Origin of the sequence: Brucella sp. NBRC 12950 (assembly GCF_030268145.1) — a bacterium.
Classification (GTDB): Bacteria; Pseudomonadota; Alphaproteobacteria; order Rhizobiales; family Rhizobiaceae; genus Brucella.
Genome location: NZ_BSQC01000004.1, coordinates 388,536 through 404,361, shown reverse-complemented (window position 1 = coordinate 404,361; position 15,826 = coordinate 388,536). Strand labels below are relative to the sequence as shown.

The following is a 15,826-nucleotide window of genomic DNA, read 5'->3' as shown; positions in this document are numbered from 1 at the left end:
TTAAGTGGACCTGATGCAACCGCATCAGATGACAGAATTTCGGTGCTTTCTCATGAAAGCTGCGGCACCCGATATATCAGGAAGCTGAGCTTTTTCCATAAGGAAATCTCTGCACGCGATCATCAAATCGTGGGATGCACTTATTGGGGCTTAAGCCGTATCACCGAAAATTCTGGCTCCGCCTACGCGAATGGCAGCACCCAGATATTTGACATATTCGATAAACAGCACTCTGAGCGTATCACTCTCTGCCACCCAGCTATGCGAACGCTTTTCGCCATTGACCACAGGGTAAGGCACAAATTCAACGTCCTGCATCCGATAGGACATTTCCAGAATGCTACGCGGGATGTGGTAATTATTGGTGACGACAATCACACGATGATAGTTGTTGGCGCGTATCCAGCGTTCGCTTTCAGTCGCATTACCCACAGTGTTAAGCGCAGATCGGTCAAGATCGACACAGCAATCAAACAGACTTTGCTCCGAATGGGTCGCACGCTGCAGCGATTTTTCCGTGGTTGACGGATGAACGCCGCTAATCAACAAACGCTTTCCTTGCTTACCCTTTAAGAGATCGAGAGCGGCCTGAATGCGAGACTGTCCACCAGTCAGAACAACAATAGCGTCAGCCGGTTCATCCAGAACAGGCGACTGCATGCTGGTGACTTTTTCACTGAAGGCAACGAAGCCAATCAGGAAAGCGACAATGGCCAGAAAGAGAACGATGGAAATAGGCTGAAGTCGTCGAAATACACGCATTAGGACAGACCATAAGAATTTACCGACTGTAGACGCAAGCGTGGACGTCGCACCAATTGTACGACTGCGGCGCCATACCACAGCACCCGTATCCGCCCCCATCTCTCTATCTGCTGCTGCATCAACGCTTCCCGAATGCCCAACCGATACCGTTTGCTGAAACTTGCGTTCACCTTTCTTGCTATCATAGCCATCATTGCGGCGATAACTCGGAAAGTTGCCGGAAATTCGTGACTTCCGGCCGGTATTGGTAAAAAAAGCGGTCATTCGGCCCGTACTCCCGGACCATCCATCGTCGCAAGCTGTCGAACGACCGTCAGGCGGCTCGTCAACATCGTCAGCACACTCACTAGAATGATGATTGCCGCAGCGCCAATGTAACCATCGCGACCAATGGCAAAATTACCGAACATTGCGGCAGCCTGATCACCGGCAGGCGTCGCCATATGCCGAGATGCCCACCACGAAAAGACGAAGAAAACCAGCATAGCGGCACCTCCGCCGAACAGCGCACCTTTAAGGGCTGTGCGGAAAAAGTGCCATTCGAACTCGCGCGCAACGAATTTTGATTCTGCACCGATGAAGTGCAGAACTTCAATAATATGGCCATTGCCCGACATAGCGCCGCGCGTTGCGAAGATAACCGTCAGAACAGTCGCGGCAATGACGAGCGACAAGACACCTGTTCCGATCAGCACGGTTGTATTGGCCATTGAAACAAGCCGGTCGACCCATGTGCGGTGATCGTCGAAACTCGCGCTCGGGATAGAGCGGGTAATTTCCGCCCGCATTGTTTCAAAATCCGGCGGCGAATTCTCATCAATCGTCACGACAACCAGACGTGGAACGGGCAATTCATCGATATTGAGACCCGTACCAAGCCAGGGCTCAAGCAAACGCGCGGTGGCATCCTTGTCGATGATGCTGGTATCTTTCACGCCTGCAAAGCCGCGCGCGATCCCGCTTGCGTCCTGAAGCGCCTTTTCCATGTCCAGCCCATCGGCAGGTCGGATCTGAATAGTTGCTTCTCGTGCAATCTGACTTTGCCATTGAGCAGCAGAAGCGCGCACCAGCGTAACGCCACCCAGGGTAAGGCAGGCGAGAAATGTCATGATCGCAATCACGATCACAAGCGCTGTGCCCGTCACACTGCCGTCCGGCACAATCGGGCTTGGCCCCTGACGTTTCCTGCGCTTGCCGATGCGAACCATCAGCATATCTTTGAGGTCTTCAAAGCGAATGCGCAGGTCGTCTAGGACCTTCCGAAAAGCTCTCTGCCAGTCTTTGTCAGCTTCAATCATAGATATCGAGCCGCCCATGTTCGAGGATCATGCGACGCGCATTCACTTGATCCATCAGCGATAGATCGTGCGTCGCGATGATGACTGCAGTGCCGGAACGATTAAGCTCGGTAAAAAGCCGCAACAGGCGCTTGGCGAGCGGTGGATCGACGTTACCGGTCGGCTCATCCGCCAGCAGCAATTCTGGCTGGTCGATCAGCGCACGCGCAATTGCAGCACGTTGCTTTTCACCACCGGAAAGCACGGGCGGCAGCACGTTCATGCGGTCACCGAGGCCGACCCAATGCAGAAGTTCTTCTACTTCATGACGGTATGTCGCCTCTTCCTTGCCGCGCACACGCAGCGGAAGAGCAACATTTTCATAGGTTGTCATGTGATCCAGCAGACGGAAATCCTGAAATACAATCCCGATGCGCCGACGCAGAAGCGGCACTTCCTTATGATCGAGCCGCGCGACATCCTTGCCAAAAATATTGATCAGTCCGCGCGTTGGTTTCAGCGCCATAAACAACAGGCGCAACAAAGAGGTTTTCCCGGCACCGGACGGTCCGGTCAGAAATTGAAATGAACGTGGCGGAATATGGAAGCTGACATCCTTCAGGATCTCTGGCCCCATTCCATATCGCAGGCCGACATTCTCGAAACGTATCACCGGTGTGCTTCTCTAAATTGCCCGCAGTCCCACATGGAGCGCGGATGAAATCGATATCAAAATGACCTTTAACCTCCATGGTTAATGTGAGGTTAATACAGTCAGAATCAGCTATAAAAATTGCGCGAGCATTGTGTTTTTATAACGCAGAACATTCAGGCAATTATTGGAACAGACGCAATAACGGTCTCGCTGACCTGACATTCGTCGGATCAGTCACAAAAAAACATCAAAAACGGATGAGAAAGAAAGGGCTACTCCCAGCAACCCAGATTGCGGCCCTTAAGATTATGCGCATCGATATCGGTTACGAGGCGCGCATCTTCACGCAGAAGAACCATTGTTGTGCGCTGCTTGAGATCAATTCTCTGCCAACCAGCACATTCTGTCGGCATCGGCGGCTTACTATCGATGCGTACCGTCTCGCTCCATGCAGTCGCGGTACAGCCGGAAAGAAGAGCGATCATGGTCATAGCCGATACAGCGCGCAAGACCGATCCGCCAGTTCGTGCCTCCAATTGAATATTCAAGGCTGGCAACTCCCTATAATGCCCCACGCGATACCCGTTTGCCGAGATAGTTTCCATCATAACCATCTGCATGAACAAGCTTCTTATAGCGCGGGCACAACCACTCCCGCAATATACAAGACAAAAACAAGAATGATTTAAATTAAGGCGGAAAAGCGGCTAATTCATGGGTTTTCCTAGTCTTTTTGATATTTTAGAACTGTTTAAAAGAACATTCTAATACAAATAGGGATCGATTAAAAATTTACTGATATTCATTCAATAGCATCCAGAAATTATAAAAATATCCTCCAATTAAACATGATTGATGTAAGAAAAAGTCGGCTATATATTTGGTCATCTGATTCGCAATGGCACTTATCACTACACCAACACTGGGGACTTCCATGTTGAACAAACTGTCTGCGGAATTTTTCGGAACATTCTGGCTTGTTTTCGGCGGTTGCGGCAGCGCGATCTTCGCAGCCGCTTATCCTGAATTGGGCATCGGCTTTGCAGGCGTTGCACTCGCCTTCGGTCTGACCGTCCTTACAATGGCCTATGCTGTTGGCGGCATTTCCGGCGGTCATTTCAATCCAGCCGTATCGCTCGGTCTTCTGGTTGCGGGACGCTTTCCGGCTAAAGACCTCATCCCTTACTGGATTGCACAGGTATTGGGCGGCATTGCTGCAGCAGCAATTCTGTACCTCATCGCAACCGGTAAAAGCGGCTTTACAGCAGCTGGTTTCGCATCCAACGGCTATGGTGAACTCTCACCAGGTGGATATAGCCTGACATCGGCACTGCTCGTTGAAATCGTGCTGACGGCCTTCTTCTTGATCGTCATTTTGGGTTCGACATCATCCTCGGCACCAGCTGGCTTTGCACCAATCGCAATTGGTCTGGCACTGACGCTGATCCACCTGATCTCGATCCCGGTAACAAATACCTCGGTCAATCCTGCACGTTCGGCAGCGGCAGCCTTGTTTGCAGAAACCAGCGCGCTTGGCCAGCTCTGGCTGTTCTGGGTCGCTCCGCTGGTGGGTGCCGCAATTGGCGCAATCATCTGGAAAGGCCTTCTTGGCAAGGATTGATCAACAATCCTGAAAGATATTTAACGGAAGGCCGGTTTCGACCGGCCTTTTTGCTATCCGCCGACTGTCTCCTACTTTGGCTTTACAGAGACACGCTCCCGCTTTGTTGCACAAGCGTTAGATTCTCCAAGAAATGTGATACTTGCCGACTAAAAATTGCTGTAAGAAGGAACTCCCTTTTACAGATGTCTTGAGCAATGTCCCCCAGCACCGATGCTTCCCATGCGGATCGTTACGCCGCATTCCGCCATGCTTCCTTTAAAAAATACTGGGCCGCGCGTTTTCTGAGCGCTTTTGCCGTTCAGATCGTCAGCGTAGCGGTTGGCTGGCAGATTTATGACCAGACCCGTGATGCATTCAATCTTGGCATGGTTGGCCTTGTCCAGTTTCTCCCGGCACTTGTGCTGGTTCTGTTTACGGGTGCCGCAGCTGACCGTTTTGGCCGACGGCTTGTCATGGGGCTGTCGCTGGTATTGGAAGCAGGCGTTACAGCCTTCCTTTTGCTCCTCACCTTGTTTGGCGACTTCGAGCCTATTGTCGTTTTTGGGGCATTGCTGGTCTTCGGCATCGCTCGCGCTTTTCTCGGACCGTCTTCCGCTTCGCTGGTAGTCAACCTCGTTCCGACGGAAGACTTCGCCAATGCCGTTTCGTGGAACTCATCGGCTTGGCAGGTAGCAACCATCGTCGGCCCTGTTGCTGGCGGCCTGCTCTACGGCATCTCGCATATCGCTGCTTACGGCGTAGCAACTGTGTTTCTGGTTGCAGGTTCTGTCCTGATTTTCTCAATTCCAAAGCCTAAACAGCATACAATGACCGAAGAGCGCTCGCTCTCAACCATGCTTGCAGGCTTCCGCTATATCTGGAAGGAAAAGATCGTTCTGGGTGCAATCTCGCTCGATCTTTTTGCCGTTCTGCTGGGCGGAACGGTTGCGCTTCTGCCCATCTATGCACGCGATATTCTCGATCTTGGTCCATGGGGTCTGGGCCTTCTGCGCTCGGCACCAGGTATCGGCGCTGTTCTCACCGCAATCTGGCTTGCGGGCCATCCAATCCGCCATCATGCAGGCCGCGTAATGTTCGTGTTTGTAGCACTGTTCGGCTTCTTCAACATCATCTTTGGTGTTTCAACGCTGACGTGGCTATCGATTATCGCTCTGGCTCTGGCTGGAGCCGCCGACATGATCAGCGTCTATATTCGCGAAACATTGATGCAGCTCTGGACGCCCGACCATGTTCGTGGTCGCGTGAACGCTGTCAACATGGTCTTCGTTGGTGCATCAAACGAGCTTGGAGAGTTCCGCGCAGGCCTTATGGCGGCGGCTATCGGTGCCGTGCCTGCGGTGGTCATTGGCGGGATAGGTTCGATAGCGGTTGCAGCAGCCTGGGCTGCCATGTTCCCGCAATTGCGCAAGGCACGCAATTTGCAGGGACGCACTTAAACTTTTACCGCCGCGTCAGGCTTCTGGCGCGGTGGTATTTCCGGCATGGACACGCGCTTCAATCTGATCGCGGTCTTCAGCCTTGATGCCGATAAGCTCGGCCACACGCCACATCACATCGACCTCAACTTCGCTGGCGATGCCATCGGCATAAACGATGTCCCACATCAGGGCGATGAAATCGAGACGTGCGTGATAATCCAGATGGCGCTTGAGAACAGTGGTGAAGTCCGACAGGCTGATTGATTCCTGATCGGCTTCTTCAGCAGCGCGGATAAGCTGTTTTAGCGCATCACCCTTCAGGCCATATTTCTGCGAAAGCATGGTGGAAAGCTTGGCACGTTCTACTTCGCGCGCGTCGCCATCAGCATCCATAATGTGAAACATCAGGGCAGCAGCAGCCAGTCTTGGATCATCGTCGGCAAATTTTTCGCCCCGCTCTCGTAAGCCGTTACCCGGCAACTCTTTCAGAAAATCCAGCAAACGATCGAACATTCACCCTCGCCACAGAAACACTTTCGGCAAATGCCGTTCTTTAGAAGAATTGAAAGTAACGAGATGACCGCACGGCACAAGACGACAAACCGCCTTGGCCGCGTTTCAACAGCTCAAGACGGTTCCTGCGTGGTCTTTAGGCAACAATTATGGGGTCAGAAAAGGCGCAAACCGCTGTTTTGGCTCTTCTGCGAGGCCTTGCGTTCATCAACACCGGGATCGTCAACGATCATATGCCCAGGGCGTTTCTCGTTGTCACCTTCGACGTCTGGTTCTGCCACATCCAGAACAGCAGGCTTCTCTACCTGCTTGATTTCAGGCTTAACCGGCTCTGGCTTTACCTTGACAGGCTCGGCCTCTGGCACAACAACCTCCGCCTCAACAACATCGTGAAACTTCGGCTTAAGTTCATGTTTCTCGACCGGAACGATTGCCTTGTTTTCTGGAATGCGATCAGGAACGGCTTCAGCCACTTCCGGCTTTTCAACCTCAATCACAGGCGAAAGCTGCTCAACCGGCACTTTCCACTCAAAGCTGTTGAGACGACCTGTGACCGGAGATACCGGCGACCATTGCTCGGACACATAACCATCTGCTGTCCATGCCGGATCGCGCGGAGCTTTGACTGCCTGTGCAAGCCATTGCCTGACCTTGCCCTGATCACCGGTTTCAGCCTCTTCGATATCGGCAAGTAATAGATAAGCGCTTTCACGCGGCGAGCCTCGCAACACCTGCTCAGCATTATCACGCGCCAGACGATAATCACCCGCTTCATAAGCAGCACGCGCTACGGCCAGGCTGCCTTCCGCATTGTTGGACCTGAGCGTGACCAGATGCTTTGCCCGTTTCAGGCGGTCCTGCACAGTATCGCCAGCGCGACCATATACATAGGTCGAAGCAATATCTGGATGCGGCGAACGCTTCCATGCAGCTTCAAGGATTTTGGAGCCTTTGCGGACTTCGCCATCAGCAAACAATGCACGGGCCGCAACAACAGCTGCAGGCACCAGATCAGGCGCGAGCTTGTTGGCTTCAAGCGCAATCGCCTTTGCATGTGCATGATCGACATCGACTGTCGCCATGGCTTTGGCAGTCAGAAGCGCTGCGCGCTCCTTCTTGACCACATCCTTGCTGTGCGCGAGCGCCTGTTTGCGCGCTTCAACGAGCTTCAAGGCGCCATCCCAGTCGCCTTCCGAGCAGAGCTGACCCATGACGGCAGACGACGCCCATTCAAGCTGCGGCGCTTCCTTGGCTGCTTCCACGGCATAATGGCGGGCAGCTTCACGCGCACCAACGCGTTGTGCTTCGATATAAAGACCGCGCAACCCAAGAAGCTTGGTTTCTGGATCTTCGATCATCGCTTCAAAGCCCTTGCGGGCATCGTCTGAACGACCTTCAAGCATTGCTGTCTGCGCTTCAAGAAGCTTGATCAACGGTTCCTGATCGGAGTTAAGAAGCTTACCTGCCTGCTTCGTCATACGGCGAGCGGCTTCTGCATCACCGGCACCAGCCGCAATCAGACCTGTCGAGAGTGACTGATAACCCCGGTCGCGTTTGCGCGCACGGAAATGACGGCGGAGTGTGTAGGGCGACTGGATGATGCTCTTGATCAGCCACCAGATAATCAGGATCGCCGCAACAATTGCCACAACACCGGCAGCAGCCGTAATCAGCGGCACGTTGTAATGATTACCGCCAAAGGTAACATCAAGCTCGCCGGGACGATCAGCGAGCCACGAGAAGCCAAATCCCAGAGCAACGACGATAGCGAAGTAAAAAATCACACGCAGCATGGACGCCTCCTTAATTTGGCGCCGTGGCGTCTGTTGCAGTCTTTGGCTTGAGGCTTTCGGTTACAAGACGCTGGATGAGCGCATCGGCATCGCGCCGCGCCTTCATCTGTCCTGAAAACTCTTCCGAAACAGCCTTGGCATCGGCTGGTAACTGCTCCCATTCGGAAACCGCACGCTCAAGATCGCCAGCATGAAGGGCTGCTTCCATGCGCGCCGTGGTCGGGCCAACACCTGTTCCACTGACATTGCCTGCAACAGGACGCACGCTGACAAGCCCCTTGGCACTCGCGACGAGCTGATCCCAAACGCCTGCATCTGCTGGAAGCTTGTTTTCCGTGGCAATGATCTTGTTGGCGACAGGCCCAAACCATGCATTGAGATCGGCAATGGTCGGTACGCCCTTGTCGGCAAAGGTCTTCAGCCCTTCAATTGACGTATCCTGTGGTGCAACCGATGCATAGGTGTCGAGTTCAGTCTTGAACGAACCACCGCGATCAATCGCTGTCTTCAACGCATTGGCAGCGATCAGTGCGGATGCATCAGGCTGGCGCGCGCTTTCGCTCACCTTGTCCTGAAGCGAAACCAGCTTCTGTTCAAGGTTCGAAATCGTGCCGCTATTGCCCGAAACTCCGGCTGCGGCCTGATCGGCCTGATTCTTTGCATCACTCAACTGCTGCTCAAGCGATGCTAAACGCTCGGTCAAAGCCGACACATCAGCAGGAGCAGCATCGCCCTCGCCTGGCTTTGGCAGTGCCGCAATCTGCTGCTGAACTTCGGTCAGCGTGCCAGCGACGGCCTCCGCCTTGATTTCAGCCGCTTCGACATTTTTCTGCAAATCGGCAAACTGCGCCTTGCTCGCATCATCAAGTGGCGCAGGGGCAGGATTGCTGCGCAGATCGGCAATCTGCTGTTCGATATGTGCAAGCTGTTCTGCTGTCACACGCGGTCCCGGTGACGGCACCACATTGCCCAATTGCAAAGCAAGCAGACCGCCCAGCGCGATTACACCGCCTGCAACGCCCGCCAGAAGATAAGCGCCGGTTGAACCAGATTTCTTTTCAATTACCGGCGGCACAGATGCGGTGGAACGAGGCATTTCCCTTGTTGTTTCGGGCTTAACACCCGCAGTAAAGGGCGGCTTTTCCACTTTTGGCTCAGTTTTTGGAGCTTCCGGCTTTGGAGCGGCTTTCTGAGCGAAATCCCCGACAGGTTCGGCCTTCGGTGTCGATTGAGGCGCAGCACCTTCATCTACACGTTTTACATCAGACGGATCGAGATTGATCGTCACGGGCGCGCGGGCCGGTTTGGAATGTCGCGGAGTGCCGGATTTCGCCATGGGTCCTCTCGTATTCGCTTATCAGGTGGTTCGAAGCTTACCAGATAAAATCATCAGATGAAGGAAGGTTGCCAGGAAAAGAGTCAAAGTTTGGAAAACAAACGAAAAATACCACTCTCATCCGGATGATCCGCAACAAGCGCTCTCGCCCGCCATTCCTCTGGCAGCTCACGACAAACACGCTCAGAAATGCAGAGAAACCAGGTTCCGGCATCAAATTGCGCGCGAAACTTCTGCATCGTCTCAACAAAAGCCTGCGCTGCGACTGCTGAATAGAGCAGCACCGCGACAAAAGGCCCTTGGTCGAGAATGGCTTTGATTTCATTGGCTGAATAGTCGATCGCCTCCACGTCGTAGACGTCATGGACTTCCATGTTAAGCCCGGCCTCTGACACCTTGTCCTCAAATATCGACTGGCGCACGCGACCGGCAAGATAAAGGACCCTCGCCTTTTCCGGCAGATGTTTGGCAATTGTTGCAGCCAGACGAACCGCATCACCGCCACCTTCAATCACAGTCTGAAAGCCTGCTTCCTGTGCAGCCCTTGCTGTGCCTTCGCCAACAGCAAAAAGCGGCAATGCCTTCAACGATTCAAGATTTTCGCTGGGTACATGTCGAAATGCATTGGCGCTGGTGACCGCCAAAGCGTCAAATGCTTGGTCGCTGATATAAAATGGAACCGTGACAGTGCGGCTTACAGGTAGGGAAACGGGCGAAAAGCCGAGAGCAACAAGCTTTGCCGCCGTCATTGATGCTGACGGTTCCGGCCTCGTAATCAGGACAGGGCCACCGATTGGTGCATTCCGCTCTTCCGCCAATGCTACTCCCAGCCCTCAAAGAAATCCGCACCAGCTTGAGCCCGCACGCGCTTGGCCGCATCAGCACCAAGTTCGGCTGCATCGAGAGCCGAGCCTTCCGCGGTTACTTCATGCGCATCACGGCCATCCGGCGTCAGGATCATGCCACGGAACGAAACCTTGTCACCTGCAACAATTGCGAGACCGGCAATTGGTGTGCGGCACGAGCCATCAAGCGTCGCCAGAAATGCGCGTTCACAGGCAAGTGCTACATGCGTTTCGCGATGAGCCAATGGCTTGAGCAGCGCATCGATTTTTTCATCGTCAATGCGGCTTTCAATGCCGATTGCACCCTGTCCCGGCGCTGGCAAAAAGACCGCCGGATCAAGCAGATCAGTGATCACGTCAGCGAGATCAAGACGCTTCAAACCGGCACAGGCGAGGAATGTGCCATCCACTTCGCCTTCTTCGAGTTTACGCAGACGTGTCTGGACATTGCCACGGAACATCACCACCTGAAGGTCTGGACGCAGACGCTTGATCATTGCCTGACGGCGCAACGAGGATGAACCGACGACCGCACCCTGCGGCAGATCGAGAAAGAGCTTCGAGGTCCGGCCAACAAATGCATCGCGCGGATCTTCGCGCTCAAGAAACGTAGAAAGATGAAGACCTTCCGGCAGAACAGTCGGCATATCCTTGGTGGAATGCACAGCCAGATCGATGCGGCCATCTTTGAGCGCTGCTTCAATCTCTTCGGTAAAAAGCCCCTTGCCGCCGACCTGCGACAGCGGACGATCCTGAATACGATCACCGGCAGTGGACATCGGCACGATTTCGATGGCGTCTTCGGCGAAACCATGTGCTTCAATCAGACGGGAACGCGTTTCATAGGCTTGCGCGAGAGCAAGCTTGCTGCCTCGAGTACCGATCTTCAAGCTGCCAATCTTCAAGGATGCTGTTTGCATATCGCGCCGTCCATGATACCGGGTTTCCGGAAAATATTGCATAAAGTTAAGAGACAGGCAGGGTCTAACCGCAAATGCGCATTCTTGGAATAGAGACCAGTTGCGACGAAACAGCCGCCGCCATCGTTGAACGCGACGATAGCGGCAAAGGGCATATTTTGTCCAATGTGGTGCTCAGCCAGATCGCCGAACACGAACCTTATGGTGGTGTGGTGCCTGAAATCGCCGCCCGCGCCCATGTTGAAGCGCTTGACCGGCTGGTGGAACGCGCCCTCAAAGACGCCAATGTGAAGCTTGATGACGTGGACGCGATTGCTGCGACCGCCGGTCCCGGCCTTATCGGCGGGCTGATTGTCGGCCTGATGACCGCCAAGGCGATGGCCATGGCTGCAAACAAGCCGTTTTATGCGGTCAATCATCTGGAAGGCCATGCGCTAACCGCACGACTGACCGACAACCTACCATTTCCTTATCTGCTGCTGCTGGTATCCGGCGGTCACACGCAGATGGTGCTTGTACGCGGCCTTGGCGATTATGAACGCCTTGGCACGACAATCGACGACGCGCTTGGCGAAGCTTTCGACAAGACTGCAAAGCTGCTCGGTTTGCCATATCCGGGGGGGGCAGCTGTTGAACGCACGGCATTGCAGGGCGATCCGAAGCGTTTCCCGCTGCCACGGCCACTCAAGGGCGAAACCCGTCTCGACTTCTCATTCTCCGGTCTCAAGACCGCTGTGCGGCAGACCGCAACAGAGCTTGCGCCACTTTCCGATCAGGACGTTGCGGACATTTGCGCATCTTTTCAGGATGCGGTTGCCGACACTTTGTCGGATCGCGTGAAACGGTCGCTTGAGCGTTTTAAAGATGAGTTCCCAAACTGCGCAACGCCGTCGCTGATCGTTGCCGGCGGTGTTGCTGCCAACAAGACATTGCGCGCATCGCTTGAAGCACTGTGTGCAAAGCATGGTTTCAGCTTCATCGCACCACCGCTCAATCTCTGCACCGATAATGCGGCAATGATCGCCTGGGCAGGTGCCGAGCGGGCTGCAACCAAGGGCCCTGATTCGCTCAATCTTGCTCCGCGCTCACGCTGGCCGCTTGATGAGAAATCAGCACCCATGTTCGGCACCGGACGCCGTGGAGCAAAAGCATGAGTGAGCGGGCAAAAATTGCCGTGCTTGGCGGCGGCGCATGGGGAACGGCTCTGGCAGCCATGAGCGCCATCGGCCAGCACGACACATGGCTTTATGCTCGCGATGCTGAAACTGTTGCCCATGTGAACGACCAGCGCCGCAACCCTGCTTACCTTGGCGAAATTGAACTTCCTGAAGGCATTCGTGCCAGCACGGATGCCAAGGCTGTACTCGAAAATGCTGATGCGGTTCTCGTTGTTGTTCCCGCGCAGGCAATGCGCAAAGGCCTTCTGAAACTAAGCGCACTTATTCCGCAGTCTGCGCCCGTCATTCTCTGCGCCAAGGGCATTGAACGTGAAACCGGAAGGCTGATGTCGGAAGTGGTGGCGGAAGTTTTGCCCCACCATACGATCGGCGCACTGTCCGGCCCAAGCTTTGCAACCGACGTGGCGCGTGGCCTGCCAACAGCGGTGACGATTGCCTGCGAAGATGCAGCCATTGCCGATCAGCTTGCAGCAACGCTGTCCGGCCCCGCATTCCGCTGCTATTCGACCACCGACCTCAAAGGCGTGGAAATCGGCGGCGCATTGAAAAACGTGCTGGCTCTTGCGGCAGGTGCTGCCATCGGGCGCGGCTATGGTGCCAGCGCACAAGCAGCCCTTGTCACGCGCGGCTTTGCCGAACTGCGCCGCGTAGCCCTTGCCATGGGCGCAAAGCCTGAAACCATCATGGGGCTTTCCGGACTTGGCGATCTGATGCTGACCTGCTCATCATCGCAATCACGTAACTATTCCTATGGGCTGGCAATCGGTCGTGGCGAAGACCTCACCAACCGCCCGCTGGCCGAAGGTGTGGCAACCGCCCCCATCGCAGCTGAACTTTGCAGACAACATGAAGTGCCTGCACCGATTATCACGGCGGTTGCAGCGCTTCTTGCAGGACATATCACGATTGATGAAGCCGTAACGGCGCTTCTTAACCGACCACTCAAGACCGAGGATTAGAGCATGATCCCGAAAAGTGGGAACCGGTTTTCGGATAAGATCATGGGTAAACAAAATGCATGATCCTGAAAAGTGCGAAGCGGTTTTCAGATAAGATCATGCATAAACAAAAAGGTTAGAATAACATGCTTTTTGCTCTTCTGTGCAACGACAAGCCCGATCATCTGCAAGTGCGCCTTGATACGCGCCCAGCCCATCTTGACTATCTCAAGTCGCTGGGTGACGTGCTGAAATTTGCAGGCCCTTTCCTTGGTGAAGATGGCAAGCCAAATGGTAGCCTCGTCGTGGTTGAAGCAGCCGACAAGGCAGAGGCCGAAAAGATCGGTGCCAATGACCCTTACGCGCTGGCTGGTCTTTTTGCTGATGTGACTGTGCGCCCATGGAACTGGGCCATCAACAATCCAGCAAACGCATAAGGACTGGTCATGGCTTACTGGCTGTTCAAGTCTGAACCCTTCAAATGGTCATGGGAAATGCAGAAAGCCCGTGGCGAAAAAGGCGAGCAATGGGACGGCGTGCGCAATTATCTCGCACGCAACAACATGCGCGCCATGAAGCTCGGCGACAAAGGCTTTTTCTACCATTCCAACGAAGGTCTGGAAGTGGTGGGCATCGTCGAGATTTGCGCCCTTTCGCATCCTGACAGCACGACCGACGATCCGCGTTGGGATTGCGTCGACATCAAGGCTGTGCGCGATGTGCCAAAGCCGGTTACGCTAAAAGATGTGAAGGCCAATCCGAAGCTTGAAAAGATGGCGCTCGTCACGTCTATGCGTCTTTCGGTACAGCCGGTAACGGAAGATGAATGGATCGAAGTCTGCCGCATGGGCGGGTTAGACGCCAAGGATATTTGATGCTTGATCCGGCACAAAAGGGCACGCGTGATTTCATATTGGCCAATACTGGCCAGCAAACGCCGCCGCATGTGCCGGAAATCAGCCTTCATCTGGCCGATGAAGCCCACGACCTCTGGCATAAAACCGAGGAAGAACTGGCAACCATCGGCCTGCCGCCGCCGTTCTGGGCCTTTGCCTGGGCAGGCGGTCAGGGCGTTGCCCGTTATATTCTCGATCATCCAAAGGCAGTCTCAGGCAAAACCGTACTCGACTTCGCATCAGGTTCAGGTCTTGTCGCCATTGCAGCAATGAAGTCGGGAGCAGCAGGCGTTCTGGCTTCGGACATCGACCCCTTTGCGCTGCCTGCGATCGAAATCAACGCGGCTGCAAACAACGTTGCCATCACCCCGACACTCACCGATCTGATCGATCAGGATCATGGATGGGAAGTCGTGCTTGCGGGCGATGTGTTCTATGAAAAGCCGCTCGCGGATCGTCTGATCCCATGGTTTTCAAAGCTTGCCGCTCGCGGTGCCAGCATCATCGTTGGTGATCCGGGCCGTTCCTATCTGCCCAAAGACCGGCTTGAGCAGCTTGCCGTTTACACAGTGCCCGTCACGCGTGCGCTTGAGGATGCAGAAGTCAAGCGCACGACTGTCTGGGCATTTTTATAACGCTTGTCGTTATCCCAAAACCGGTTCCCACTTTTGGGCGACAAGCTTGTCTAAGCAAACCGTTTGGCTCCAGCCACGCACAGCACCACCACGCCAGCGGTCAGCACCATGCCCATACTCACCGGTTCACCGGCAATGGATGCAGCAAGCATCAGACCGAAGAATGGCTGCAACAATTGCAGCTGCCCGACAGCCGCTGCACCGCCCTGTGCCAGTCCGCGATACCAGAAGAAAAAGCCGATCAGCATCGAAAACAGCGTAACATAAGCAAGCCCGCCCCAGGCCATGACGCCGATATTGCCCCAGGTTTCAGGCCGCGTCATGAAGCTGAGCGGCAACATGACCGGCAGCGAAAAGACCAGCGCCCAGCAGATCACCTGCCAGCCGCCCAGCCTGCGCGACAGGCTGGCACCTTCAGCATATCCAAGACCGCAGACAATGATAGCGCCCAGCATCAGCACATCGCCAAGCAACGTTGACTGACTGCCCTGCCCATAGGCGTAGGACGCCACAATCAAACCGCCGACAACTGAGAAAAGCCAGAACAGTGGGCGCGGGTTTTCGCCACCACGCAACACGGCAAACAAAGCCGTCGACAGCGGCAGCAAACCGATAAAGACAATCGCATGTGCCGACGTCATATGCTGCAGCGCAATGCCGGTCAGCAATGGAAAGCCAACCACCACGCCAAGCGCCACGACAATCAGTGAAATAACGTCATTGCGACGCGGAAATGGTTCACGGAAGGCGAGCAGCAGCGCAAGGCCCAGCAGCCCTGCAATCGACGCTCGCGCCATAGTCAGGAAGGTCGGGTCGATGTCGATCACCGCCAGACGTGTTGCGGGCAAAGATCCGCTAAAAATCAGAACCCCCAGAAATCCGTTAATCCAACCCGCAGTCTTGTTCATTCTCTGTTTTTGGCCTTTTTCCAATTTGCATGTGTTTCGGCATTCCCATCAGCAACGTGAAGCGGATTTGGCATGGAATGCGAGAAACAAAGGGATAGAGCGGCTTGGGTGATTCCAATCTGCCT

17 protein-coding genes are annotated in these 15,826 nt (G+C 54.6%); 7 read left to right on the top strand and 10 right to left on the bottom strand.

What is annotated here, in order from left to right; genetic code table 11:
* Window positions 1–150: 150 nt before the first annotated feature.
* The 4 genes from QSJ70_RS09305 to QSJ70_RS09290 all read right to left on the bottom strand — a co-directional run bounded on the left by QSJ70_RS09305 (window position 151) and on the right by QSJ70_RS09290 (window position 3,245).
* Entirely contained in the window at window positions 151–1,029 is an 879-nt protein-coding gene (locus QSJ70_RS09305; RefSeq protein WP_105519000.1) for a YdcF family protein, read from the bottom strand.
* Entirely contained in the window at window positions 1,026–2,063 is a 1,038-nt protein-coding gene (locus tag QSJ70_RS09300; protein WP_007872117.1) for a cell division protein FtsX, read from the bottom strand. The genes QSJ70_RS09305 and QSJ70_RS09300 overlap by 4 nt, the downstream gene beginning before the upstream one ends.
* Window positions 2,056–2,679 carry a cell division ATP-binding protein FtsE gene (ftsE, locus tag QSJ70_RS09295; RefSeq protein ID WP_153223108.1) on the bottom strand — a complete coding sequence of 208 codons (624 nt, stop codon included), beginning with the start codon at window positions 2,677–2,679 and terminating at the stop codon, window positions 2,056–2,058. The genes QSJ70_RS09300 and ftsE overlap by 8 nt, the downstream gene beginning before the upstream one ends.
* Window positions 2,680–2,969: 290 nt before the next feature.
* Complete coding sequence (locus QSJ70_RS09290) at window positions 2,970–3,245, bottom strand: hypothetical protein (RefSeq protein ID WP_007872122.1); 276 nt, start codon at window positions 3,243–3,245, stop codon at window positions 2,970–2,972.
* Window positions 3,246–3,631: 386 nt separating this feature from the next.
* Between QSJ70_RS09290 and aqpZ the strand changes: the two genes are divergently transcribed.
* Both aqpZ and QSJ70_RS09280 read left to right on the top strand, forming a co-directional pair.
* Window positions 3,632–4,318: an aquaporin Z gene (gene aqpZ, locus QSJ70_RS09285; protein ID WP_007872124.1), complete on the top strand. Its 687-nt coding sequence runs from the start codon at window positions 3,632–3,634 to the stop codon at window positions 4,316–4,318.
* A gap of 197 nt (window positions 4,319–4,515) precedes the next feature.
* Window positions 4,516–5,757: an MFS transporter gene (locus QSJ70_RS09280; protein ID WP_285535901.1), complete on the top strand. Its 1,242-nt coding sequence runs from the start codon at window positions 4,516–4,518 to the stop codon at window positions 5,755–5,757.
* A 15-nt stretch (window positions 5,758–5,772) separates the two neighbouring features.
* Here the strand turns inward: QSJ70_RS09280 and QSJ70_RS09275 are convergent, their stop codons facing one another.
* From QSJ70_RS09275 to hemC, 5 genes are all read right to left on the bottom strand, one after another.
* A complete protein-coding gene (locus QSJ70_RS09275; RefSeq protein ID WP_285535899.1) occupies window positions 5,773–6,252 on the bottom strand; it encodes a tellurite resistance TerB family protein in 480 nt (159 codons plus the stop codon).
* 155 nt (window positions 6,253–6,407) lie between these two features.
* Window positions 6,408–8,045 carry a heme biosynthesis protein HemY gene (locus tag QSJ70_RS09270; RefSeq protein WP_105519003.1) on the bottom strand — a complete coding sequence of 546 codons (1,638 nt, stop codon included), beginning with the start codon at window positions 8,043–8,045 and terminating at the stop codon, window positions 6,408–6,410.
* Window positions 8,046–8,055: 10 nt separating this feature from the next.
* A complete protein-coding gene (locus QSJ70_RS09265; protein ID WP_285535896.1) occupies window positions 8,056–9,381 on the bottom strand; it encodes a COG4223 family protein in 1,326 nt (441 codons plus the stop codon).
* 83 nt (window positions 9,382–9,464) lie between these two features.
* A complete protein-coding gene (locus tag QSJ70_RS09260; RefSeq protein ID WP_285535895.1) occupies window positions 9,465–10,199 on the bottom strand; it encodes a uroporphyrinogen-III synthase in 735 nt (244 codons plus the stop codon).
* 2 nt (window positions 10,200–10,201) lie between these two features.
* Window positions 10,202–11,146, bottom strand: coding sequence for a hydroxymethylbilane synthase (gene hemC, locus QSJ70_RS09255; RefSeq protein ID WP_285535893.1), 945 nt, complete (start codon window positions 11,144–11,146; stop codon window positions 10,202–10,204).
* A 74-nt stretch (window positions 11,147–11,220) separates the two neighbouring features.
* On the opposite strand from hemC, the gene tsaD reads away from it, so the two are divergent.
* From tsaD to QSJ70_RS09230, 5 genes are all read left to right on the top strand, one after another.
* Window positions 11,221–12,300, top strand: a complete 1,080-nt coding sequence (gene tsaD, locus QSJ70_RS09250; protein ID WP_285535892.1) for a tRNA (adenosine(37)-N6)-threonylcarbamoyltransferase complex transferase subunit TsaD — start codon at window positions 11,221–11,223, stop codon at window positions 12,298–12,300.
* Window positions 12,297–13,283, top strand: a complete 987-nt coding sequence (locus tag QSJ70_RS09245) for an NAD(P)H-dependent glycerol-3-phosphate dehydrogenase (RefSeq protein WP_079212405.1) — start codon at window positions 12,297–12,299, stop codon at window positions 13,281–13,283. The genes tsaD and QSJ70_RS09245 overlap by 4 nt, the downstream gene beginning before the upstream one ends.
* A gap of 125 nt (window positions 13,284–13,408) precedes the next feature.
* The gene (locus QSJ70_RS09240; RefSeq protein ID WP_064322159.1) at window positions 13,409–13,699 is read left to right on the top strand and encodes a YciI-like protein; all 291 of its coding nucleotides are present in this window, start codon (window positions 13,409–13,411) and stop codon (window positions 13,697–13,699) included.
* 9 nt (window positions 13,700–13,708) lie between these two features.
* Entirely contained in the window at window positions 13,709–14,137 is a 429-nt protein-coding gene (locus QSJ70_RS09235; protein WP_007872139.1) for an EVE domain-containing protein, read from the top strand.
* Window positions 14,137–14,793: a class I SAM-dependent methyltransferase gene (locus tag QSJ70_RS09230; protein ID WP_105519006.1), complete on the top strand. Its 657-nt coding sequence runs from the start codon at window positions 14,137–14,139 to the stop codon at window positions 14,791–14,793. Before QSJ70_RS09235 ends, QSJ70_RS09230 begins: the two co-directional genes overlap by 1 nt.
* Before the next feature lie 50 nt (window positions 14,794–14,843).
* Here QSJ70_RS09230 and QSJ70_RS09225 read toward each other — a convergent pair whose 3' ends face one another.
* Window positions 14,844–15,701 (bottom strand): DMT family transporter, encoded by an 858-nt coding sequence (locus tag QSJ70_RS09225; RefSeq protein WP_105519007.1) that lies wholly within the window; start codon window positions 15,699–15,701, stop codon window positions 14,844–14,846.
* Between the last annotated feature and the right edge of the window lie 125 nt (window positions 15,702–15,826).